Origin of the sequence: Pseudomonas sp. Irchel s3f7 (assembly GCF_900187615.1) — a bacterium.
Lineage (GTDB): Bacteria > Pseudomonadota > Gammaproteobacteria > Pseudomonadales > Pseudomonadaceae > Aquipseudomonas.
The window spans coordinates 1-23707 of record NZ_FYDO01000048.1; the positions used below are offsets into that span (position 1 = coordinate 1).

Genomic DNA, 23707 nt, shown 5'->3' on the forward strand with positions numbered 1-23707 from the left:
CTGCGACCTGAAAGACCTGCTTGGCAAGATCGACCGCCACTGTCGTACAGGCCGACACATCGGTTGAAGACAGGGACTGTTTAAGCGTCGTATTCTTTTTCATGGACTCGCCCTCGCTGCCGTTGGCTTCTTAGACTGCCACCGTGGCGCATTGACGCCTCGGCGTGGGCGAGTCCATCCAATTACAGGGGGGCGGGTGTTAGCGGGAAATGAGTCCGTGATCAAGGGCGTATTTGACCAGTGCCGCCGGCTTGTCGATGTTGAGTTTGCGCCGAATGCTCAAGCGGTGTGTCTCCACCGTGCGCACGCTGATGTCCAGCTCCCGCGCCATTTCCTTGTTATTCAAGCCTTGGGCCATTTTCGACAAGACCTGGCTTTCCCTCGGGGTCAGCTCGTTGTCGGTGTTCCTGTCGGCAATCAGCCGTTGGGCGATTTCCGCGCTGTAGAAGGTTCCGCCGCTGCTGATGGCTTCGATGGCGGCGATGATTTCCCGTGACGGTGCGTTCTTCAGCACATAGCCGCTGGCGCCGGAGCGCACCGATTCGCTGACGTATTCGTAATTGTCGTACATGCTCAGCACCAGCACCTTGAGCGACGGGTACTGGCTGCGCAGGACGCGGGTCAGTTCCAGGCCGTTCATGTCCGGCAGGCTGATGTCGACCAGCAGCAGGTCAGGCTGGCAGCGGCCGACCATCTCGATGGCCTCGGCGCCGTTTTCCGCTTCGCCGACCATTTCCAGGGGCGACATCACGGCCAGCAGCGCCTTGATGCCGTCGCGGACCAGGGAGTGATCGTCGACCAGGGCGACGCGGATCGGGGAGGGCAGGTTCATGCAATGTTCACTCTTGTAGTTTTGCGCCAGGTTTCATCGGCAGCCGTACGTCCAGCTCACTTCTGCCCGGCATCGAGATCAAATCGAAGCGCCCGCCAAAATGCTCGACGCGTTCGCGGATGTTACGCAAACCAATGCCCGCCTGACGACGTTCGACCTGGGCCACGTTGAAACCGATACCGTCATCGACCACCATCAGCCGCACGGAGTCGTTGCAACCGCGCAGTGTAATGGACACGTTCTGCGCCTGAGCATGGCGTTCGATGTTGGTCAGGGCTTCCTGGACGATTCGGAACAGCGACACCGCCGCGCCGTCGACGAGTTGGCAGTCGAATTCATTTTCGTCATAGGTCACGGTCAGCCCGCTGCGCTGTTCGAACTCAGCGGCCAATTGGCCGATGGCTGCCGACAGGCCAAGGGTGTCGAGCAAGGATGAGCGCAGGTCATGGGAGAGGCTGCGGACTTCGCCAATCGCATCGCCCAAGCGCTCGGTGGCGTCTCGTAAAATACCCAGGCCCTTGTCTTGTCCATTCTCCAGCATGTGGTTGGCCAGTTCGAACTGGAACTTGATCGAGACCAGCACCTGGCTGATGCCGTCGTGCAACTCGCGGGACACCCGTGATCGCTCTTCCTCCTGCAGGCTGACGATGCGCTGGGTCAGGCGTTGCAGTTTCTTGTCCGCCAACCGATGTTCGCTGACGTTGAGGGTCATGCCGGTGGAGAACACAAACAGCACCGCGACGAGGGCGACCACGGCAATCGCCATCATGGTTTTGCGAATGCCCTGAGCCACTTCGTCCCGGGCTTGTTGCGTGGCGCGCTCGACGTCTTCGAGGTAAATACCGGTGCCGAGCATCCAGCCCCAGCGATCGAGCATCACCACGTAGGCGAGTTTATCGGTCACCTGACCGGACGAGGGTTTGTTCCAGGCATAGCGTTGAAAGCCTTCACCCGATTGCGCGCTTTTGAGCAGCGCCTGAATCACCGGCAGGCCGTGCGGGTCTTTCATGTCCCAGAGGTATTGGCCCACCAGTTCGGATTGCCGCGCATGCATCAGGCTGCGGCCTTCGTGGTCGTAGACGAAGAAGTAGCCGTTGATGCCGAAGCTGAGCTTGCGCAGCTCTTCGAGGACTTGTTGCTGGGCGTGGGCATTGCCGTGACCATCGTCATACAGGGGCGCGATCAGGCTTTGGGCCATTTCCACGTAGTTTTTCAGCTCCGCGCGTTTGCTCGCCAGAATGCTGTCTTCGATCAGTTGCGCCTGTTGATCGCCCAGTTGGCGGTTGAGGGAAATCACCAGCGCGCAGATGACGGCAATGGCCAGCACCAGCGGCAGAATCCCGAGGGCGACGATCTTGTGTTTGAGCTGCATGTTGACTCCTGCCCGCGCGAAGGATCGGGATCATATGTCAAAGAGTCGCCTTGTAGGAGCGAGCCTGCTCGCGATGGCGGTATATCAGACGAATCGATGTTGAATGACACACCGCTATCGCGAGCAGGCTCGCTCCTACAGGGGGCAGTGCCGTCTACGTAGAACTACGTAGAGATCACGTACGTAGTAACGCGGATTTATTTGTGGACGGCATGCGCGGATATTGGGCCAGCTCCGCACAGCGGACACAATTATAAAAATTACCGCCGCAGTCATGGCTGTCGGCAGGAGACACGCTATGCCCCGTCTGGCTAAACACCTCGCCTGGTTTGCCGTGGCTGTCCTGGGAGCGATTGCGCTGAGTGTCGTGGCCCTGCGCCGCGGCGAAGCGATCAACGCCCTGTGGATCGTCGTCGCAGCCGTCGCTATCTACCTCGTTGCCTACCGCTATTACAGCCTGTTCATCGCCAACAAAGTGATGCAAATCGACCCTAATCGGGCCACTCCGGCTGTGCTCAATAACGATGGTCTGGACTATGTTCCGACCAACAAACACGTACTCTTCGGTCACCACTTCGCGGCAATCGCCGGCGCGGGGCCTTTGGTCGGTCCGGTACTGGCGGCGCAGATGGGCTACTTGCCCGGCACGCTGTGGCTGATCGCCGGGGTGGTGCTGGCGGGTGCGGTTCAGGACTTCATGGTCTTGTTCATGTCTACTCGTCGCAACGGCCGTTCCCTGGGGGACATGGTCCGCGAAGAAATGGGCCGCATTCCCGGCACCATCGCGCTGTTCGGTTGCTTCCTGATCATGATCATCATCCTCGCGGTGCTGGCACTGATCGTCGTGAAAGCCCTGGCCGAAAGCCCGTGGGGTATTTTTACGGTGATGGCGACCATCCCGATCGCGATGTTCATGGGCATCTACATGCGCTACATCCGCCCGGGTCGTATCGGCGAAATCTCCATCATCGGTGTGCTGTTGCTGCTCGGATCGATCTGGCTGGGCGGGCAGGTTGCCGCCGATCCGGTGTGGGCCAAGGCTTTCACCTTTACCGGTCTCCAGATCACCTGGATGCTGATCGGCTACGGTTTTGTTGCCGCAGTGTTGCCGGTGTGGCTGATCCTGGCACCGCGGGACTACCTCTCCACTTTCCTGAAAATCGGCACCATCGTCGCCTTGGCCATTGGCATTCTGGTGACCATGCCCGAGCTGAGAATGCCGGCGCTGACCCAGTTCGTCGACGGCACCGGTCCGGTTTGGAAGGGCGGTCTGTTCCCGTTCCTGTTCATCACCATCGCCTGTGGCGCGGTCTCCGGTTTCCACTCGCTGATTGCTTCCGGCACCACGCCGAAGTTGCTCGCCAGTGAGGGGCATGCCCGTTACATCGGTTACGGCGGCATGCTGATGGAATCGTTTGTCGCCATCATGGCCATGGTCGCGGCATCGGTGATTGATCCGGGCGTGTATTTCGCCATGAACAGCCCGGCCGCTGTCGTCGGTGCCGATGCGGTGACCGTTGCGCAAACCGTCAGCAGCTGGGGTTTCGCCATTACCCCGGAAGCCTTGCAAGCCGTGGCCCACGACATCGGTGAAACCACCATCCTGGCCCGTGCCGGTGGTGCGCCGACCCTGGCGGTTGGTATCGCGCAGATCCTGCACAGCGTCCTGCCGGGTGAAAACACCATGGCGTTCTGGTACCACTTCGCGATCCTGTTCGAAGCGCTGTTCATCCTGACCGCAGTCGACGCCGGTACCCGTGCCGGGCGTTTCATGCTGCAGGACTTGCTCGGCTCGTTCGTGCCAGCGCTGAAACGCACTGAATCCTGGACCGCCAACCTGATTGCCACCGCCGGTTGTGTGGCGATGTGGGGTTACTTGCTGTATCAGGGCGTGATCGATCCACTGGGCGGCATCAACACCTTGTGGCCGCTGTTCGGTATCTCGAACCAGATGCTGGCCGGTATCGCGTTGATGCTCGGCACCGTGGTGCTGATCAAGATGAAGCGTCAGCGGTATGTCTGGGTCACCTTGCTGCCAGCGGTATGGCTGCTGATCTGCACCACCACTGCGGGCTACATCAAGCTGTTCGACGCCAACCCGGCGATCGGCTTCCTCGCCCTGGCGAAGAAGTACAGCGATGCGCTGGCCAACGGTCAGGTGCTGGCCCCGGCCAAGAGCATCGACCAGATGCAGCACGTGATTTTCAACGCCTACACCAACGCGACACTGACCGCTTTGTTCCTGTTCGTGGTGTTCAGCATCCTGTTCTTTGCGCTCAAGGTCGGCGTCGCTGCCTGGGGCACCAAGGAACGTACGGATAAAGAAGCGCCTTACCAAGCGCTGCCGGATGCCTGATCATGTTCAATGACCTGAGTCGTCTGGGCAAATACCTCGGTCAGGCAGCACGCCTGATGGTGGGCATGCCCGACTACGACAACTACGTCGAGCACATGCAGACCAAGCACCCGGACAAGCCGCTGATGGATTACGAGGCATTCTTTCGGGAACGCCAGGAAGCCCGATACGGCAGCAAGTCCGGACCGAAGTGTTGTTGATTGAAAGAAAAAACGGCTGAAAAAGCCTTGTGGTGATCACTGAAAAAGTGGCGAGGGAGGAAACTCCCTCGCCATTTTTTTCGTTCGTTTCCAGGACAGCAATTCGCCCGGCATCGTCATGGAAGGTTCTTGAATCCAAGGGATTTACGCTGTTTGTCAGCTATCTCTGCCCGATGTAACGACAGTTCCCCATACCGGTACTTTAATGGTTGTTCTAGAGCGCCTGATCACGGGGCTGTCATAGCCTTAAGGCTATGGATCCCATGTCCAAAAGCTATTTCATTAATCGGTCATCCGGATCCACGCTCAAGGGTGGTTAGCTGAAAACAAAATAAAGAGGAGATGCCATGTCAACTGAATCGAAATGCCCGTTCAATCACGCCGCTGGCGGTGGCACGACGAACCGCGACTGGTGGCCGAACCAACTGAACCTGAAGATCTTGAGCCAGCATTCGCCCAAGTCTGACCCGTTGGGGGGCGACTTCAACTACGCCGCAGCTTTCAAAAGCCTGGACTTTCAGGCGCTGAAAAATGACCTGAACGCCCTGATGACCGACTCCCAGGACTGGTGGCCCGCAGACTTCGGCCATTACGGTCCATTCTTTATCCGCATGTCCTGGCACGCCGCAGGCACCTACCGCACCGGTGATGGCCGGGGTGGCGCCGGTTCTGGCCAGCAACGTTTTGCGCCACTCAACAGCTGGCCGGATAACGTCAGCCTCGACAAGGCGCGCCGGCTGCTCTGGCCGATCAAGCAAAAGTACGGCAACAAGATTTCCTGGGCGGACCTGATTGTCCTCACCGGTAATGTGGCGCTGGAGTCCATGGGCTTCAAGACCTTCGGGTTCTCCGGTGGTCGCCCGGATGTCTGGGAGCCGGACGAAGACGTTTACTGGGGCTCTGAAAACAAATGGCTGGGCGGTGACACACGTTACGGCAAGGATGACAGCAAGCCTGTGCAAAAGCCCGGTGACGTTCCGCTGGTTGCCGAACCCGGCAGAAACGAAGAAAGCCGTACCGAAAATGGCCGCCATCTGGAAAACCCTCTCGCCGCGGTGCAAATGGGCTTGATCTACGTGAACCCGGAAGGCCCGGAAGGCGAGCCTGACCCGGTCGCATCGGCCAAGGATATTCGCGAAACCTTCGGTCGCATGGCGATGAATGATGAAGAAACCGTCGCGTTGATCGCCGGCGGTCACGCCTTCGGCAAGACCCACGGTGCCGGCCCGGCCGACCACGTAGGCCCTGAGCCCGAAGCCGCCGGTCTTGAACTGCAAGGCCTGGGCTGGAAGAGCACGTTCGGCACTGGTAAAGGTGCGGACACCATCACCAGTGGCCTGGAAGTGACCTGGACCACCACGCCAACGAAGTGGAGCAACAACTACCTGGAAAACCTGTTCGGTTTCGACTGGGAACTGACCAAAAGCCCGGCCGGTGCACACCAGTGGAAACCGAAAAACGGCGCGGGTGCCGGCATCATTCCCGACCCGTTCGATTCGGCAAAACGTCGCGATCCGACCATGCTGACGTCGGACCTGGCCCTACGCTTCGATCCAATCTACGAACCCATCTCGCGGCGCTTCCTGGCCAATCCAGACCAGTTGGCCGATGCCTTCGCCCGCGCCTGGTACAAGCTCATCCACCGCGACATGGGTCCGCTCTCGCGCTACCTCGGCCCGGAAATGCCGGCAGAAGAGCTGTTGTGGCAAGACCCGATTCCTGATGTCGATCACCCACTGGTCAACGACAGCGATGTCGCCGCGCTCAAAGGCAAAATTGCGGCCTCGGGCCTGTCGGTTTCGCAACTGGTGTCGACCGCTTGGGCGGCGGCCTCGAGTTTCCGTGGTTCCGACAAACGAGGCGGTGCCAACGGCGGTCGCCTGCGCCTGGCCCCGCAGAAATCCTGGCAGGCTAACCAGCCGGCGCAACTGGCGAATGTGTTGGCAAAACTCGAAGCCATCCAGGGCGAGTTCAACAGCGGTGGCAAGAAAATCTCCCTGGCCGACCTGATTGTGCTCGCGGGTGGTGTGGGCGTGGAGCAGGCCGCAAAAAACGCCGGCCACAATGTCACGGTGCCGTTTACTCCGGGTCGCATGGACGCCAGTCAGGAGCAGACAGACGTAGAGTCCTTCGGTTTTCTTGAACCGATTGCCGACGGCTTCCGTAATTACCTCAAGCAACAATACCGCGTCCCGGCCGAGGCATTGCTGATCGACAAGGCGCAATTGCTGACACTCACGGCGCCGGAAATGACGGTGTTACTGGGCGGCCTGCGGGTGTTGAACACCAATGTCGGCCAAAGCAAACACGGTGTGTTCACCGCGCGTCCGGAAGCGCTGACCAATGACTTCTTCACCAACCTGCTGGATATGGGCGTGGAGTGGAAGCCGGTGTCGGACGCCGCCCAGGAGTTTGAAGGGCGTGATCGCAAAAGCGGCGCAGTGAAGTGGACGGGGACGCGGGTCGACCTGGTGTTTGGCTCCAACGCGCAGTTGCGCGCCCTGGCCGAGGTCTATGCCACCGCCGATGCGAAGGACAAGTTCGTCAAGGACTTCGTTGCTGCGTGGACGAAGGTGATGAATCTGGATCGTTTTGATCTGGCGTGATTAGTTAAGGCTGCAAAACACCGCGACCGGGTCTGATACCCGGTCGCGTTTTTTTTGTTCCCCTCGCCGGTTTGAATGCCGGTGACGCACGCATGCGGATTAGCGCATCGCGGTCTACCGACTGCAGATCTCCCACAAACAGCCCCGCAACCAGCGATGCGCGGGGTCTGCGTCCATGCGCGGGTGCCAGAGCATCGAGACGCTGATGGGCGCCGTGGTGAATGGCAAGTCAAAGCACTGCATCCCGTCGCACAGGTTGCCAACGTGACGCTCCGGAACGGTGGCCACCAGGTCTGAAGCCCGGGCTAGCGCCAGCGCGGCGCAAAAGCCACCGACGATGGTGCTGATGTGTCGTTTCAGTCCGAGCAGGTTCAGGGCTTCATCCATGACGCCTTTGTCGTGCCCACGGCGTGAAACCAGAATGTGGTGGGCCGCCGCATAACGTTCGGCGGTCATAGCCCCTTTGTTCAATGAATGCCCTTTGCGCACGACACCGATGAAACGGTCGCGAAACAACAGGCGTGTTCGCACTTCCGGGCTGGTCGATTCACCGATGACACCGGTTTCCAGATCGACGGAGCCGTCGCGCAACAGGGTGCTGTCCTTGTTCAGTTTCTGCACGAAGTTCAGACGCACACCGGGGGCTTTGTCGTTTATGCGGGCGATCAGTGACGGCCCGAAGTTCTCCACGAAACCATCGCTGGTGCGCAGTGTGAACGTGCGAACCAGATGCGTAATGTCGAGCGCTTCGTCCGGTCGCAGCACGGCTTCGGCGTCCTGTACCAGCGCACTGACCCGCTCGCGCAACGCCAGCGCCCGGGGTGTGGGCACAAGACCGCGTCCGGCCCTGACCAACAGCGGATCGCCCATGGTTTCGCGCAAGCGTGCCAGGGCACGACTCATGGCCGATGGGCTGAGATGCAGGCGCTGGGCTGCGCGGGCGACGCTGCCTTCCTCCAGCAACACATTCAGTGTGATCAGCAGATTCAGATCAGCCATCGAATCAAATCCTGTAGGCGCGAGCTGGCTCGCTGCCAAATTGTTGGTGTGGCGTCAGATGCACGTAGTTAGTGCAACTGCTGCGTCTTCCGCCATGTTAGGTGTGAGCTTAGTCTCGGGACAACCTGTTTGCGGAGTGACCCGAGTATGAAGTCCCGATCCGAGCGCGGAGCGTTGGCCAGCCTTTCACTGTCCATGCTGCTGTCGTCCCTTGGTACCAGTATTGCGAACGTCGGTTTGCCGACATTGGCCGAGGCGTTTTCCGCTTCCTTCCAGCACGTGCAGTGGGTGTTGCTCGCTTACCTGCTGGCCATTACCGCCTTGATCGTCAGTGTTGGCCGGTTGGGGGATGTCGTTGGCCATCGGCGCCTGTTGTTGATGGGGGTGACGCTGTTCACGGTGGCCTCGGTCCTGTGCGCACTGGCGCCCACTCTTTGGCTGTTGATCGCCGCCCGAACCCTGCAAGGCACGGGCGCAGCGATCATGATGGCGATGACCATGGCGCTCGTGGGGGAGGCGGTTCCCAAGGCCCGGATGGGCCGCGCAATGGGTGTGCTCGGCACGATGTCGGCGATTGGCACGTCACTCGGCCCGACCCTCGGCGGTTTGTTGATTGCCAATTCGGGATGGCCGGCAATCTTTCTGATCAATGTGCCGCTGGGTGTTCTGGCCATTGGGCTCGCGGTTCACTTTCTACCCAATGATCACCACGAGAAGAGGGCGGATTTCGATGTCCTCGGCACGCTGGTCCTGACCCTGACGCTGCTGGCCTATGCGTTGGCGATGACCCTTGGACGTGCCAGGTTTGATCCGCTGAACATGGCGCTGTTGCTGGTGGCGGTGCTTGGGTTGGGCGTGTTTGTGTTCATCGAGCGCAAAGCCGAATCACCGCTGGTTCAATTGACCCTGTTGCGCAATCTGCCGTTGAGTGCGGGTTTCGCCATGAGCGCACTGGTGACGAGCGTGGTCATGGCCACCCTGGTCGTGGGGCCGTTTTATCTGACGGGGGCACTGGCGCTGGATGCGGTGGGCGCAGGATTGGTGATGTCCACGGGACCGCTGATTGCGGCACTGGTCGGAATTCCGGCGGGCCGATGCGTCGACCGATGGGGCGCACATCGATCCGCGATGTGCGGATTGATGACCATGTTGATCGGTGCATGCAGTCTGCCCGCCGTGACAATGGGGGGCGGTGTGCCCGGTTACGTGGTGCCGCTGGCTGTCATTACCGCCGGTTATGCGCTGTTCCAGGCGGCCAACAATACGGCTGTCATGGCGGACGTTACGCCGCAGCAACGGGGCGTCATTTCCGGCTTGCTCGGGCTTTCGCGCAATCTCGGGTTGATCACGGGCGCTTCGCTGATGGGCGCGATATTCGCTGTCGGTTCGGCCAGTGGCGACATCTTGCAGGTCCAGCCCGAAGCCATCGCGCAGGGGATGCGCCTGACGTTCACGGTCGCCGCCGGGTTGATTGGCGCGGCGCTGATCATTGGCGTAATCAGCCAGCGTCGTTCCCGGATCGCTGCCACCTCGTGTTGAAAAACGGCACGACTGTCGTGAAAACGACCTGTTTGCGCTGAACGCGAAGCCTTGTGAGTTTTCTGTTGAACGACTGTTCAGTCTGGACTATGTTGGGGCCACCTTTCCCCGGCTGGTTGCGGGCTTGCGTTTCTTCAATTCGAACGAGGCACTGGCATGCGGTTTTCACCCTTTGTTGAGCGGATCAGCGGCCAAGGCGTTGCCGCTTGGGATATTCACTACGCGGCCAACGCCGCCCAACGCAATGGCGAGGATGTCATCATCCTCAGCGTCGGCGACCCGGATTTCCCCACCCCCGATTTCATCACCGATGCCGCGATTCACGCCCTGCGCGAAGGTGACACCCACTACACCGAAATCGCCGGCCGCCAGGCCTTGCGTGAAGCCATCGCCGCCCGCTACAGCGATGTGATCGACCGCCCGCTGCAAGCCGCCAACGTGATTGTCGCGGCGGGCGCGCAGAATGCTTTGTTCGCCGCCTCGATGTGCTTGCTCAGTGCCGGTGACGAAGTCATCGCCCTCGACCCGATGTACGTCACGTACGAAGCCACGCTCAAGGCTTCCGGCGCTACGCTGGTGCGCGTGCCCTGTGCGGCGGACGGCGGTTTTCGGCTCGATGCGGCGGTGCTGGCCAAGGCGATCACCCCGCGAACCCGGGCGATTTTCTTCTCCAATCCAAACAACCCCACGGGCGTGGTGCTCAATCGCGAAGAGCTGCAAGCCATCGCCGACCTCGCCATCGCCCATGACTTGTGGGTGGTGGTGGACGAGGTCTACGAGAGCCTCGCCTATGAGCGCGAACACCTGAGTCTGGCGGCGTTGCCGGGTATGGCCGAGCGCTGCGTGGTGATCGGCAGCCTGTCGAAATCCCATGCCATGACCGGTTGGCGGATTGGCTGGATCATCGCCGATGAAGCTTTGGTCAATCATGTGGAAACGCTGGTCCTGAGCATGCTCTACGGCTTGCCGGGGTTTGTCATGGAAGCGGCGCTCAAGGCCGTGCAGTCCCATGACGAAGTGACCCACGGCATGCGCGAGATCTACCGTCGTCGTCGCGATCTGGTGGTGTCTGGGTTGGCGGATTGCCCGGGAATTTCCGTGCTCAATCCCGATGCCGGCATGTTCGTATTGGTTGATGTGCGCGGCACTGGCCTGACGTCGCTGGAATTTGCCTGGCGCCTGCTGCGCGAGGCCGGCGTATCGGTGCTGGACGCCGCTGCGTTTGGCGAGCCGGCGCAAGGGTTTGTGCGGCTCTCGTTCACCCTCGGTGAAGAGCGACTGGCCCAGGCCTGCCAACGGATACGCGACTTTGTGCGGGTGTTGAACGGTGAAGCGCCACGGCCGGTGATCAGCACGGTGACCAGCACCGTAAGCGTCGAACCGACAGCGTCCAAGACCATGATCGAAGTCGATCGCCTGCATAAACGCTTCGGCAATATCGAAGTGCTCAAAGGCGTTTCCCTGACCGCCTGCGAGGGGGAAGTGATCTCCCTGATCGGCGCGAGTGGCTCGGGCAAAAGTACCTTGCTGCGCTGCATTAACATGCTTGAAGTGCCGGATCAGGGGCGCATCCTGGTCGATGGCGAAAGCATTCACCTTAACCAGAATCGTCCCGGCGCACCGCTGGTGTCGGACGCCAAGCAACTGGTCCGCATCCGTTCCAGCCTGGGCATGGTGTTCCAGAACTTCAACCTCTGGCCCCATCGCACGGTGCTGGAAAACCTCATCGAAGCGCCGACCCAGGTCCTGCGTGAAAGCCGTGCGGAGGCCACTGAACGGGCCGAAGCGCTGCTCGAACGCGTCGGGCTGGCGGCCAAGCGCAACGAGTACCCGGCGTTTCTCTCCGGGGGACAGCAACAACGGGTGGCCATCGCCCGGGCCCTGGCCATGCGGCCCAAGGTCATGCTGTTCGATGAACCCACCTCGGCACTCGACCCGGAACTGGTCGGGGAAGTGCTGCGGGTGATCCGTTCCCTCGCCGAAGAAGGCCGGACCATGATCCTGGTGACTCATGAAATGGCTTTCGCACGCGATGTCTCTTCCAAAGTCGCCTTTTTGCATCAGGGGCTGATCGAGGAAACCGGTTCGCCGGACGAAGTGTTCGTACACCCACGCAGCGAGCGTTGCCGACAATTCGTCAACGCTCATCAGACTCGCTAACTCATCATAAAAAGACGGGAAAACAACATGGGAAATCGACGTTTTGCAAACTGGTTGACCGGTGCAGCCTGCATCATGCTGGCCGGTATGAGTGCGGCACAGGCGCAGCCGATCAGGTTCGCGGTCGCAGCCGAACCTTATCCGCCGTATACCGAGAAACAGGCCAACGGTGAGTGGAAAGGTTTTGAGGTCGATTTGATCCGCAAGCTGTGCAGCGAAATGAAAGCCGAATGCGAGATCAAGGAAGTGGCGTGGGACGGGATCATTCCGTCGCTGCTGGCGAAGAAAATCGACGTGATTTTCTCCTCGATGTCGGTGACCGAAGAGCGCGAAAAACAGATCGCCTTCAGCAAGGCTTATTACGACTCGGTGATTGCCGTGGTTGGGCCGAAGGAAGCGTCGGTGAAGAAGTTCCCGGATGACCTCAAGGGCAAGATCATCGGCGTGCAGAACTCGACGGTGAGCGCCAGTTACCTGAAGACCTACTACGAAAAAATCGCCGACGTTAAGTACTACGACACCCAGGATTCGGCCAACGCCGACCTGATCGCCGGGCGCATCGACCTGATGATGGCAGACGGCACGGCCATGGCCGCGTTCGTCAAAACCCCGGACGCCAAGGACCTGGCCTACCTCGGCGCCGTGCCTTATGACCCGATCTTTGGCAAAGGCGTGGGCGCCGGCCTGCGCAAGGATGACGCCGAACTCAAGGCCAAGCTCGACAAGGCGATCCAGGAATTGCTGGCGAGCAAAGACTATGACGACCTGTCGCAGCACTACTTCGGTACCAGCGTGAAGCCTGCGTTCTAACTGCCACACAGATCCTGTAGGAGCCGGCTTGCCGGCGATTGTTACGGCGCGGTCTGCCTGACACACCGCTTCGCTGGCAAGCCAGCTCCTACAAGGTTTGGGCAGTGTCTTTATGGTCGTTACTGGAGGTTGAAATGCCAGCAATGTTCGATCTGATCAATTTCACCGAGCAAGGGTGGGGCAGTGCGCTGCTGAAGGGACTCTGGATGACCCTGCAGATTTCGGCCGGGGCCTTCGTGCTCGGGCTGGCCATCGGGTTGGTGGTGGCGTGTCTCAAACTCGGTGCGCCGAAACCGATTGCGGCGCTGATGCGCGGGTACACCACATTGTTCCGGGCGGTGCCGGAGTTGTTGCTGATCCTGCTGCTGTACTACGTCGGTTCCATGCTGCTCAATTCGTTGATGGCCAAGCTCGGTTACGCAGCGATAGACGTCAGCGGTCCGCTGGCGGCGATTGTGGTGCTGGGGCTGGTGCAGGGCGCTTACGCTTCGGAGATTTTCCGCGCGGCGATCCAGGCGATTCCCTTTGGTCAGATCGAAGCGGCCAAGGCGTTTGGCTTGAGCGGTTTCGGCCTGTTCCGCCGCGTCACGCTGCCGATCATGGCGCCGTATGCGATGGCCGGGATGGCCAACCTGTGGATCAACCTGATCAAGGACAGCGCGCTGATCAGCGTGGTCGGCACCAACGAGTTGTTGTACACGGCCAAGCAGGCCGCGGGCTCGACGCGCCACTATCTGTTGTTCTACCTCACTGCCGCGGCGTTGTATTACGCAGTGACGCTGGTGTCGAACTATTTGTCGGGACGGTTGGAGCGACGTATTCGTCGCTGGATGCCTCTTGTTGACTGAACCGGCAGAGAGAATGAAATGATTCCAGCGTGGATAGTTGAATACGCGGCGCTGTTGGGCCGAGGGCTGCAAACCACCATTGCCATCCTGTTGGTGTCCAGTGTGTTGGGGTTTGCACTGGCGGTGCTGGTGGCGATGGCGCGGATCTCGAAAAACAAGGTGATCGCCAAGGTCAGCCTGCTCTATACCAGCGTGACACGCGGTACGCCGTTGCTGATCCAGATCTACATTTTCTACTACGGCCTGGGCAGCCTGTTCGCGCAGTTTCCGCTGATTCGCGGCAGCTTTCTCTGGCCCTACCTGCGCGACGGTTACTGGTACATCGTGTTCGCCCTGGTGGTGTCGGTGGGGGCCTATGTCGGCGAAGTGATTCGCGGTGGGCTGCTGGCGGTGCCCAAAGGTGAAATGGAAGCGGCGTCGGCCTTTGGCATGACCGCGCGTCAGTCGTTGCTGCGCGTTCGTTTGCCTCGTGCGATGCGTCTGTTGCTACCGACCCTGGCCGGGGAAACCGTGATGCTGCTCAAGTCCACGGCGCTGGCCTCGACCATCGCGGTGATCGACTTGCTCGGCGCCGCCAACGTGGTCCGTGCCCAGACCCTGCAAGTCTATGAGCCGCTGCTGCTGGTGGCCGGGGTGTACGTCTGCCTGACGTTCCTGATCGAGGCGCTGTTTGCCTTTGCCGAACGGCGCGGGACGCCCGTGCGCAGGTCGGCCTGATGAGTCCGCCAACGGTTGACCGCTCGCTGCAAGGCATTGGCCTGTGCACCCTGGGTTATGCGTTTCTGGCATTGCAGGACGCGGTCATCAAGTGGCTGGTAGCCGATTATTCAGTGGTCACCATTCTGTTCTGGCGCAGCCTGGTGGTGGTCGCCGCGGTGTTGCTGGTGGGGCGCCTGCGCCTGATTCAGCGAGCCTGGCACTCGCCGAGCCGGCGCTTGCTGGTGGTGCGCGGTCTGTTGTCGATTGTGGCGTGGCTGCTGTACTACACCGCGGCCCGGGATTTGACCCTGGCCGAGATGACCACGTTGTATTTTTCCGCACCGATCATGGTCACGGTGCTGGCGGCGGTGATTCTCAAGGAGCGCGCCAGCGGCTGGCAGTGGTTCAGCCTGATCATCGGTTTTGTCGGGGTGGTCATCGCCTGTCGCCCCGACAACATGACCGACCCGTTGCCCATCGTCCTGACGCTGTTGGCGGCGATGTGCTGGGCGTTCACCTACATTCAGCTGCGGCAGGTGGATGACCAGACCTCGGTGCTGGAGCAGATGCTGATCACCAACGTGGTGTTCGTGATTTGCATGGTGGTCGCTTTGCCCTGGACCCATACACCGTCGCCGACCCCGGCCTGGCTGGGCATGCTTGCTGCTGGGCTGGTGGGCGGTATCGGTCAATTTCTGTTGTTTGCCAGTTTCCGTCGGGCCACCGCGACCTTGCTCGCACCGTTTGAATACACCGGGCTGATCTGGGCGTTTGCCTTGTCGAGCCTGATCTGGGGCACGTTGATGGAGACGTCTCTGATGATCGGCGCCGGGTTGATTGCGGTCAGCGGCACGCTGGCAATGATCTTCGGCCGGCACGCCTCACAAGACGTCGTCGGCGCTGAATGCTCCGTGACGCAGCCCCTTTATCCAGCAGCGGCAGATGTGGAGGCCGTTGGCGGCGCTGAAGGTTTCGGGGTTGAGGCACCACTCGAGCCAGAGTCCGTCGAGCATCGCCGATAGACCGATCGCAGCCAGGCGCGTGTCGTGGATCACGAACCCTTCGCTGGCGGCCAGATCGTCAAGCAGATCGCGGATCAGATCGAGGTAGGCGCGGTAGCTTTTTTCGTGGGACTGGGTGACGTGCTCGGAGTGCCGGATCAGGCTCCAGAACACCACCCACACACCGAGCAATTGCGGGTCCATGACCCGGGGTGAAAACGAGCCGATGAGGAAGGCGTCGATTTTCTGCGCGGGTGTTTCGGCCTGAGTGATTTCCTGGAGCAGGGCGGTCGTCAGTTCGCTGGCGAGGCGCTGGTAAGTGTCGGCAATCAACGCATCGATGCTGCCGAAATGGTGATTGAGCAAACCGACTGACACCCCGGCCTCGGTGGCGATGCGCCGCACGGATATCCCGGCGTGACCGTCGCGGCTCAGGCAGCGCAGCGTTGCGGCCACCAGCCTTTCGCGGCGGTCATCGGGTTCGGTTCGGCGGTTTTTGGGAGTATGGGTTGTCACACGGTTTTCCCTGGATTTGATGCCACGTTGGCGAGCTTAGTTGAACGTGCGTTCAATCTCCAGTTCGGCAAGGGCGATACAGCGATTTCAACAGACATGACGGAGGACAAGCCAATGACGCAGGATGTTTCGTTCAATGTTCGCAACAACAATGGTGAAGCGGTGCGGGTCTGTGCCTGGCGTTACGAAGGCGACGGCAGCGGGCCGACGGTGCATTTGCAGGCCGGGGTGCACGCCGATGAAATCGCCGGGATGCTGGTGTTGCACTTATTGATGCAGCGCCTCCAGATCGCCGAGTCTCAGGGACGACTCAAGGGGCGCATCACAGTCGTGCCGCAGGCCAACCCGCTGGGTATCGGGCAGTTTCGCCAGGGGCGGATTCTCGGTCGTTACCATGATGCCACGGGGCACAACTTCAACCGTGCGTTCGACTTGTCGGCAGCCATGGAGCGACCTTCAACCAACATCCAGGAATGGCAAAAAAGCCTGGTGCAACTGGCGGCCACGGCAGATGTGATGCTCGACCTGCACACCGATGACGAAGCGCTGCCATACCTTTACGTGCATCGCAGTTTCTGGCCCCGCGGACGTGAACTGGCGGCGGCGATGAAGATGGACGTGGCGATCATCTGGGATGACGGCGGCGATGGATCCTTCGAGGAAACCATCATTGCCCCGTGGTTGCGCGACGGCGCCACTGAAGGCCGCATGGCCGCGACCCTGGAGCTGCGCGGGCAGGGCGATGTCAGCGACCGTTTTGCCGAGTCTGACGCCGAAGGCCTGTACAACTGGCTGTGCGGTTTCGGCGTCATAGACGAACAAGTGCCACCCGCTGACTGGCCTGTTGAAGCCGTGGAAATGGGCCACATGGAAACCATCCTCGCGCCACAGCCGGGTGTGCTGATCTTTGAAAAGGAACTGGGGGATTTCGTCGAGGAAGGGCAGCGCTTTGCACGGATTCTTGGACGACCGGGTGACCCGTCTTCCGAAGTGGTACTGCATGCCGAGCAAGCGGGGCGGCTGGTGACGCGCTATCGCGATCGTTTGATCCCTCAGGGCATGGGCGTGGCGAAATTCACCGGCAGCCGGGTATCGCGCAACTGGAGTGGCGGGTTGCTCGACCCGAACTAAGCCTGACCCTCGGAAGGGTGTGATGACATTGGTGGCGAGGGAGCTTGCTCCCGCTGGGTTGCGAAGCGGCCCCGGCTTTTCTTCAGTCAGATGGTGCCGTCAGGTTTTGCGACGGCTTCGCCACCGAACGGGGGCAAGCCCCCTCGCCACAGGGGTGGTGTTAGCTACTGAGTTGGCGTCTGCCAATGATTCAGTGCGATGTATGTGTTGTTACGCTAATTGAGCCAGCCCACATTTGTGGCGAGGGAGCTTGCTCCCGCTGGGCTGCGAAGCGGCCCCGGCTTTTCTTCAGTCAGATGGTGCCGTCAGGTTTTGCGACGGCTTCGCCACCGAACGGGGGCAAGCCCCCTCGCCACAGGGGTGGTGTTAGCTCCTGAGTTAGCGTCTGCCAATGGTTCAGTGCGGTGTATGTGTTGTTACGCTAATTGAGCCTGTCGACATTGGTGGCGAGGGAGCTTGCTCCCGCTGGGCTGCGAAGCGGCCCCGGCTTTTCTTCAGTCAGATGGTGCCGTCAGGTTTTGCGACGGCTACGCCGCCGAACGGGGGCAAGCCCCCTCGCCACAGGGGCGGTGTTAGCTACTGAGTTGGCGCCTGCCAATGGTTCAGTGAGCTGTATGTGTTGTTGCGCTAATTGAGCCTGCCAACATTTGTGGCGAGGGAGCTTGCTCCCGCTGGGTTGCGAAGCGGCCCCGCTTTTCTTCAGTGAGATAGTGCAGGCAGGTTTTGCGACGGCTTTGCCGCCGAACGGGAGCAAGCTCCCTCGCTACAGGGGCGGTGTTAGCTACTGAGTTAGCGTCTGCCAGGTTCAGTGCGCTGTATGTGTTGTTACGCAAATTGAGCCTGCCGACATTTGTGGCGAGGGAGCTTGCTCCCGCTGGGTTGCGAAGCGGCCCCCGCTTTTCTTCAGTGAGATAGTGCAGGCAGGTTTTGCGACGGCTATGCCGCCGAACGGGAGCAAGCTCCCTCGCCACAGGGGCGGTGTTTAGTCACAGTTTCAGCCAGCATCAACCCGACTCAGTTGTCAGGGCATGCTGAGAGTAATCAGGTAATTCCCGGACTGAACGGGCGCGCCAGTGTCATCCACCAATGCATACTGCTGATCGAAGTAGCGACTTTTGCGCTCCTTTTCATCGAGGAGTTTGACCTTGACGCCCGTTGGGTTCAGCGAGCTGACGCCCACCGTTGGCGTAATGGACTTTGCACTGAATGCCATCGTGCGACTCTGGACCGGGCACCCATAAAGCTCAAATGTCGCCGCCGTCCCCATGTTTGGCTGGCAACCCGATTCGACAATACTGCCCTGAAACGAAATCGTGCTCGACGCGGCCAGGCAAGCGCCATTGAGTGCGAATAAAAGACTGAAGCCCACTGCCAGATGTTTGCTGTTCATGTCTCACGCTCCTTGAGTTGTAACGTTTACGTCGTCCATGAAGGGTAGAAGCTTGAGGCGTTTCTTGTATCGTGGTGTATCAAGACGCGAAATTTTTCATACAGTCATACAAAAACAGCACTTCACGGATACAGCCCGGATACACCGCTGGGGCCAAATGGACCTGCCAAAGCGAGAGGCACTTCGCACCTCGCAGTTTCCTGTCCGAGGGTGAGGTGTACACGTTCCGCACCCACCAATTCACCGCCAACGGCAAGAAAGTGCCGACCGAGCTGTTCACCAGGTTGAGCCAGGCTAAAGACTGATCGGCCGAAAACAAAAAAACCTTCCTGTGTTGAAACGCAGGAAGGTTTTTTTGCGTGGGCAGTGAACGTCAGCTTCGGGTCCAGAGTGTGTAAAAACAGACGGTGCGGCCAGCCAACACCCCATTCAATCGGCATGAAAATGACTGGCGAATCACCAAAAGTTTACCCATTTCAATAGATTTCCCGAAAAGTGCGTGAGCAAACCAGTGACGGTAAAACTCAAGCTCAACTTTCAAACCAGGCCGTGATGCGGGCTGGCAACTGCCTCCATCGGGACGACAAACTCAGCACATCTGCCGCCCTGAAGCCCAACGCGAACCGAACTGAAAGGAACCCACACCGATCCATTCCAGAGCAGCGCGCTGTAATACCAAGGAGTCTGATTATGAACAAACGGTCCCCGTCGATGTCTTTTGCGCTGTTGTTGGTCGTGAAGTGATGCCCGTTCAAGCACGTGTGGGTGCGCTGGCGAAGACTCAATGAGCCCTTACGGAGGACGTATGAAGAGAACACAAAAAAGATATGGCCTATTCATTGCCATTGCGGCCTTGCTTCTCGGCCTCGCCTGCTTCGGGCTGTTCGAAGTGCTTGGCAGCTCCATCGCCCCGGACGGACGCCTCCACGAACCTTTTGCGCTGCTGCCGTTGGGTTGGGCGCTCATCACACTCGGCATAGTGGGATTGGGCGCCAGCCTGTTCCGCCGTGGCTTGCGTAAATCTGAAACTCACTAAACGAGGTCTAACGAGTATGAATAAATCATATCTTTCCTTTTCTCTGGCGCTGCTGCTGACCATGGGCGTGATATCTGCACACGCCAAGGATTTGGCCACGATCCAATCGCCTGCGTCGGGCGTGCTCTGCGACCGCTACCTGTGTGCCAATGACAAAGGGATCTCCCGCGAGCTAACGGAAAAGTATCTAGGCAAGAAGGCTGCTGCGAACGAGGTGTTCACATCGAGTGACGTTGATTTGACCGAGTTCACCTTTGCCAACGGGACTTTCTGCGACGTGAAGGAGCGGCTATGTCGTGAAGATCGCTACTACGGCGCGAACGGCCAGCGAACCGGAGCTGTCTCCAAAAAATACACTAAGTTACTGTTTGGCGAATAAGCAAAAGGTGGCGTTTCATCCGTATAGCCACTGCCGGCCGTATTAACCAACTGACAGTACGACACAACCTGGGCACTACTAAAGGCTGCAAGGCGCAGTGATTTTTTCCTCGGTTCAGAACCATTCGATCGGTTCGAAACACCTGGGTTTACCCCTGCAACTGATGAACAACAGGGTAGGCATAGCGCCGTACGCCCCGAGACTTTAACGGCGTGTCGATGCTCTGTAACCGTCTGGCCTCCACTTGAGTCATTATCAAGCCTTAACCCAGCGCTGGCGACTCCAGCTACTCAACCCATCAACGGCAAACACCAACAGCAACATGGCCAGAATCACTGTGCTGGCCTGGGCTTCCTGGAACAGGCTGAGGCTCACATAGAGCATTTGCCCCAAACCGCCGGCACCGACGAAGCCGAGCACGCTGGCCATGCGGATGTTGTTTTCCCAGCGGTACAGGATGTACGCCAGCAGCTGTGGAAACAGGTTGGGCAGGGTGCCGTAGCAGAAGGCCGAGACGACGTTGCCGCCCTGCAAGCGAATGGCCTCGGCCGGCTCTGGCGGGGTGTTTTCCAGCGCTTCGGCGAACAGGCGACCGAGCACGCCGGTGGTGTGCATGGCCAAGGCCAGGGTGCCGGCGTTCGGGCCGAGACCGGCCGCCAGCACCATCAACGCGGCCCACACCAGTTCAGGAATGGCGCGCAGGGCATTGAGCACGAGGCGCGACGCGCTCTGCAATGGCCAGCCGAAACGCCCGGCCGCGGGCAGCGCCAACACCAAACCGAGCACTGCCGCGAGCAGGGTGCCCAGGGCCGACATGGCCAGGGTTTCCAAGGCGCCGCGAGTGATGGCTTGCAGATGGTCGGCGCTCAGGTCCGGGCTGAGAAAGCGCAACACGTACGCGCCCATTTGCTTGAGGTTGCCGCTGCCCGCCAGTTCACCCAGGTCGAGACCCAGATAGCTGAACGAGGCGACGGCCGCTGCGACGATCAGGGCGATCAGCATCAGGTTGATCAGACGATTCATGCGAACCTCCAGCGCAGCAGGCGGCTGATCTGATCAGCGAACAACACCAGCACAAAGAACGTCAGCAACATGCTCGCCACTTCACCGCCGGCGAACATGCGCAACGACAAATCGATCTGCTGACCCAGGCCACCGGCGCCGACGAAACCCATCACCACCGAAGCGCGGATCGCGCATTCCCAGCGGTACACCGTGTACGACAGCAGTTCCGCCGCGACATTGGGCAGGATGCCGTAGCAGAACGCCGCCAACCGACTGCTGCCCGCTTGCAGCAGCGCATGGGCGGGGCGCTGATCGACTGATTCGAAAATTTCCGCGTAGACCTTGCCGAGCATGCCGCTGTAGGTAATGGCGATGGCCAGCACCCCAGCCGTTGGCCCAAGGCCGACCGCACGGACAAACAGCAGCGCCCAGACGATTTCCGGCACGCTGCGCAGGAAGATCAACAGCCCGCGTACCGGCCAGCGCAACAGTCGGCCGAGCAGACTCGGGCGTCCACCACGAGAGGCCGCCGTGAGCGACAACGCTCGACTGGCCAGCAAGCTCGCAGGTACGGCCAACAGCAAGGCCAGGGCCATGCCGGCGGTGGCGATGGCCAATGTCTGCAAGGTGGCTTGCCACAGCAGTTGCAGGAATTCTTCGTCGTGGGCGGGGGGCCAGAAGGCTGAAACAAAACGGCCCATCTCGCTCTGGCTGTCGGCCATGAACAGCACGCCCAGGTCCAGCTCGCTGAAACGAATGCCCGGCCACAGCAGGGCAATCGCCAACAGACTGAGCAGCAGGCGAGGCCGGAGGGCAGGATCTCGTGAGTCGCGCTTCAGCATCGGGGAATCTGCACACTCAAGGGCGCCACGGGAACGGGCGGGGATTGCAGTTGCTCGTTGGCGTAGAGCCCGTCGAGCAGATTGTTATCGACGTCGCTGGCGGGCAGATCGAAGAAGACCTGGCCATCGCGCAAACCGATGATCCGTGAGAAGTGCGACAGCGCCAGGTCCACCGCATGCAGGCTGGCGACCAGTGTCACTTGGTGTTCCTTCGCATGACGGCAGAGGGTCGACAGCGTGTGCCCGGCCAGGACCGGGTCCATCGCCGAGACCGGTTCATCGGCCAACAACACCTCGGGCGCCTGATACAGCACCCGGGCAATGCCCACACGTTGCAGTTGGCCACCGGAGAGTTGCTGGCACTGGGCGAACAGTTTGTCACCCAAGTCCAGCCGGGCGAGCGCCGCCCGTGCACCGGGAACATCCAGCGGATGCACCAGGTTCAGCAGGCTTTTGGCGAAGCCCCACTGCCCGAGCTTGCCGGCCAGCACCGCCGTAATCACACGCTGGCGCGGGGGCAGCGGTGGCGCTTGATGCACCAGGCCGATCCGAGCACGCAAGCGCTGACGCTGACGGGCGCTGAGTTGCCAGGCGTGTTCACCAAGCACCTCGACTGCGCCGCTGCCCGGGCGCAGGGCGGTCGCCAACAGGTTGAGCAGGCTCGACTTTCCGGCGCCGGACGGGCCGATAATCGCGACCTGCTCACCGGCGCCGATGTGCAGGTCGACGTTATGCAGCGCACGCACGCCATTGGCGTGCGTGAGGCTGACCTGAGTCAGATGCAAGGTCATTTCAGCAGGTCGGCGGCGCGTGCGGCTTCCTCGATGCCCTTGTAGTTTTCAGGCTTGGTTTCGATGAAGCGGCTGGCGGCCTGCAAATCCAGAATCGCTTTTTGCTCCGGATTGGCCGGGTCCAGCGCCAGGAACGCCGCTTTGATCTTGGCGGCAAGGGCCGGGTCGAGCGTACCGCGCACGGTCCAGTTGTAATCGAAGTAGGCCGGTGTGGTGGCGAAGACCTTGACCTTGTCGGTGTCGACCTTGCCGGCCTTGACCAGTTTTTCCCAGACGCTGGCGTTGAGTACGCCGGCATCGACTTTACCGGCCTGAACCCAGGCAACCGTGGCGTCATGAGCGCCCGAGTAACCCACGCGGCTGAAATAGGTTTCCGGCGTGATGCCGTCCTTGATCATGAAATAGCGCGGCATCAGGCTGCCGGACGTGGACGATACCGAACCGAACGCGAAGGACTTGCCCTTCAAGTCGGCCAGGGATTTGACGTTCGGGTCGGCAGTGATGAATTTGCTGGTGAACTGGGCATCTTGCTCACGCTGAACCAGCGGAATGGCGTTGCCGGTTTTCAGACGCGCCTGCACGAAGGTGAAACCACCCAGCCAGGCCATGTCGATGCGGTCAGTGGCCAACGCTTCGACCACGGCCGGGTAGTCGGACACCGGGACGAATTCGACCTTCATGCCCAGCTGTTTTTCCAGGTATTCGCCGAGGGGCTTGAATTTGCGCAGCAGTTCGGTGGGGGCTTCGTCAGGAATCGCGCTGACTTTAAGGGTGTCGGCAGCCTGGGCCAGCAGGGTAGAAAGGGACAAGGTCAGGCCGACGGCCAATGCCAGGGTACGTTTGAGCATGAAGTTCTCCGGTTCAATAGCGGAAAAATGTCGATGCGCCCCGCACAAGCTGATTGCTGCACGACGCTCCGTGAGGTTAGACGAAAACGCCGCGATTATAGGGACTCTTGCGTGCTTGACCAGCGTCGCAGCAGGACGTAGGGCTAAAAAGACGTGTAGGAGCGAGCTTGCTCGCGATGACGGTGTGCCTGTCAGCATCCATATCGACTGTTCTACCGCTATCGCGAGCAGGCTCGCTCCTATGTATGGACTCGCCCCCACTGTCTACCTGCTTTTTAAACACTGCTACCCGGTTGCATCTATGTATAAGGCCTATTCGAGGAAGCCATCTTTGGCTTCTGGCCAAC

The 23707-nt window shown here is 60.3% G+C and carries 20 protein-coding genes and 1 pseudogene; 12 read left to right on the forward strand and 9 right to left on the reverse strand.

Annotated features, from left to right (window positions below; translation table 11 throughout):
* Positions 1 to 199: 199 nt before the first annotated feature.
* Complete coding sequence (locus CKW19_RS27460; protein ID WP_046042521.1) at positions 200 to 832, reverse strand: response regulator transcription factor; 633 nt, start codon at positions 830 to 832, stop codon at positions 200 to 202.
* Between the two features lie 7 nt (positions 833 to 839).
* Positions 840 to 2204 carry a cache domain-containing protein gene (locus tag CKW19_RS27465; RefSeq protein ID WP_095061588.1) on the reverse strand — a complete coding sequence of 455 codons (1365 nt, stop codon included), beginning with the start codon at positions 2202 to 2204 and terminating at the stop codon, positions 840 to 842.
* A 298-nt stretch (positions 2205 to 2502) separates the two neighbouring features.
* Here CKW19_RS27465 and CKW19_RS27470 point away from each other — a divergent pair, with 298 nt between their 5' ends.
* The 3 genes from CKW19_RS27470 (at position 2503) to katG (ending at position 7366) form a co-directional block, all read left to right on the forward strand.
* Positions 2503 to 4560, forward strand: coding sequence for a carbon starvation CstA family protein (locus tag CKW19_RS27470; protein ID WP_095061590.1), 2058 nt, complete (start codon positions 2503 to 2505; stop codon positions 4558 to 4560).
* A gap of 2 nt (positions 4561 to 4562) precedes the next feature.
* Positions 4563 to 4760: a YbdD/YjiX family protein gene (locus CKW19_RS27475; RefSeq protein WP_095061592.1), complete on the forward strand. Its 198-nt coding sequence runs from the start codon at positions 4563 to 4565 to the stop codon at positions 4758 to 4760.
* Between the two features lie 347 nt (positions 4761 to 5107).
* Positions 5108 to 7366 (forward strand): catalase/peroxidase HPI, encoded by a 2259-nt coding sequence (gene katG, locus CKW19_RS27480; protein ID WP_095061594.1) that lies wholly within the window; start codon positions 5108 to 5110, stop codon positions 7364 to 7366.
* A 114-nt stretch (positions 7367 to 7480) separates the two neighbouring features.
* Here katG and CKW19_RS27485 read toward each other — a convergent pair whose 3' ends face one another.
* Complete coding sequence (locus CKW19_RS27485; protein WP_095061596.1) at positions 7481 to 8365, reverse strand: LysR family transcriptional regulator; 885 nt, start codon at positions 8363 to 8365, stop codon at positions 7481 to 7483.
* A gap of 147 nt (positions 8366 to 8512) precedes the next feature.
* Here CKW19_RS27485 and CKW19_RS27490 point away from each other — a divergent pair, with 147 nt between their 5' ends.
* The 6 genes from CKW19_RS27490 (at position 8513) to CKW19_RS27515 (ending at position 15443) form a co-directional block, all read left to right on the forward strand.
* Positions 8513 to 9904 carry an MFS transporter gene (locus tag CKW19_RS27490; protein ID WP_095061598.1) on the forward strand — a complete coding sequence of 464 codons (1392 nt, stop codon included), beginning with the start codon at positions 8513 to 8515 and terminating at the stop codon, positions 9902 to 9904.
* A gap of 156 nt (positions 9905 to 10060) precedes the next feature.
* Positions 10061 to 12064, forward strand: a complete 2004-nt coding sequence (locus CKW19_RS29365; protein ID WP_095061600.1) for an aminotransferase class I/II-fold pyridoxal phosphate-dependent enzyme — start codon at positions 10061 to 10063, stop codon at positions 12062 to 12064.
* 27 nt (positions 12065 to 12091) lie between these two features.
* Positions 12092 to 12874, forward strand: coding sequence for a transporter substrate-binding domain-containing protein (locus CKW19_RS27500; RefSeq protein WP_095061602.1), 783 nt, complete (start codon positions 12092 to 12094; stop codon positions 12872 to 12874).
* Positions 12875 to 13008: 134 nt separating this feature from the next.
* Positions 13009 to 13722, forward strand: a complete 714-nt coding sequence (locus tag CKW19_RS27505) for an ABC transporter permease (protein WP_095061604.1) — start codon at positions 13009 to 13011, stop codon at positions 13720 to 13722.
* An 18-nt stretch (positions 13723 to 13740) separates the two neighbouring features.
* Positions 13741 to 14439 carry an ABC transporter permease gene (locus CKW19_RS27510; protein ID WP_095061606.1) on the forward strand — a complete coding sequence of 233 codons (699 nt, stop codon included), beginning with the start codon at positions 13741 to 13743 and terminating at the stop codon, positions 14437 to 14439.
* Positions 14439 to 15443, forward strand: a complete 1005-nt coding sequence (locus CKW19_RS27515; protein ID WP_095061608.1) for a DMT family transporter — start codon at positions 14439 to 14441, stop codon at positions 15441 to 15443. The genes CKW19_RS27510 and CKW19_RS27515 overlap by 1 nt, the downstream gene beginning before the upstream one ends.
* On the opposite strand, the pseudogene CKW19_RS29310 reads toward CKW19_RS27515, so the two are convergent.
* Positions 15399 to 15938 (reverse strand): annotated as a pseudogene (locus CKW19_RS29310) (TetR/AcrR family transcriptional regulator); the annotation flags it as partial. The gene CKW19_RS27515 and the pseudogene CKW19_RS29310 sit on opposite strands and share 45 nt — an antisense overlap.
* Positions 15939 to 16052: 114 nt before the next feature.
* Between CKW19_RS29310 and CKW19_RS27525 the strand changes: the two are divergent.
* Positions 16053 to 17069, forward strand: a complete 1017-nt coding sequence (locus tag CKW19_RS27525) for a succinylglutamate desuccinylase/aspartoacylase family protein (RefSeq protein WP_095061613.1) — start codon at positions 16053 to 16055, stop codon at positions 17067 to 17069.
* 1021 nt (positions 17070 to 18090) lie between these two features.
* On the opposite strand, the gene CKW19_RS27530 is transcribed toward CKW19_RS27525, so the two are convergent.
* The gene (locus tag CKW19_RS27530) at positions 18091 to 18459 is read right to left on the reverse strand and encodes a type 1 fimbrial protein (RefSeq protein ID WP_095061615.1); all 369 of its coding nucleotides are present in this window, start codon (positions 18457 to 18459) and stop codon (positions 18091 to 18093) included.
* An 805-nt stretch (positions 18460 to 19264) separates the two neighbouring features.
* Between CKW19_RS27530 and CKW19_RS27540 the strand changes: the two genes are divergently transcribed.
* Entirely contained in the window at positions 19265 to 19495 is a 231-nt protein-coding gene (locus CKW19_RS27540; RefSeq protein WP_095061619.1) for a DUF3955 domain-containing protein, read from the forward strand.
* A gap of 16 nt (positions 19496 to 19511) precedes the next feature.
* Positions 19512 to 19874: a YcgJ family protein gene (locus CKW19_RS27545; RefSeq protein ID WP_095061621.1), complete on the forward strand. Its 363-nt coding sequence runs from the start codon at positions 19512 to 19514 to the stop codon at positions 19872 to 19874.
* Positions 19875 to 20129: 255 nt separating this feature from the next.
* Here CKW19_RS27545 and phnE read toward each other — a convergent pair whose 3' ends face one another.
* From phnE to CKW19_RS27565, 4 genes are read right to left on the reverse strand one after another with little or no spacing between them, the layout of a single operon-like run.
* Entirely contained in the window at positions 20130 to 20897 is a 768-nt protein-coding gene (gene phnE, locus CKW19_RS27550) for a phosphonate ABC transporter, permease protein PhnE (RefSeq protein ID WP_095061623.1), read from the reverse strand.
* Entirely contained in the window at positions 20894 to 21721 is an 828-nt protein-coding gene (locus tag CKW19_RS27555) for an ABC transporter permease (protein WP_095061625.1), read from the reverse strand. The genes phnE and CKW19_RS27555 overlap by 4 nt, the downstream gene beginning before the upstream one ends.
* The gene (locus tag CKW19_RS27560; protein WP_095061627.1) at positions 21715 to 22512 is read right to left on the reverse strand and encodes a phosphonate ABC transporter ATP-binding protein; all 798 of its coding nucleotides are present in this window, start codon (positions 22510 to 22512) and stop codon (positions 21715 to 21717) included. Before CKW19_RS27560 ends, CKW19_RS27555 begins: the two co-directional genes overlap by 7 nt.
* Entirely contained in the window at positions 22509 to 23360 is an 852-nt protein-coding gene (locus CKW19_RS27565) for a putative selenate ABC transporter substrate-binding protein (protein WP_095061629.1), read from the reverse strand. The genes CKW19_RS27560 and CKW19_RS27565 overlap by 4 nt, the downstream gene beginning before the upstream one ends.
* Positions 23361 to 23707 lie beyond the last annotated feature (347 nt).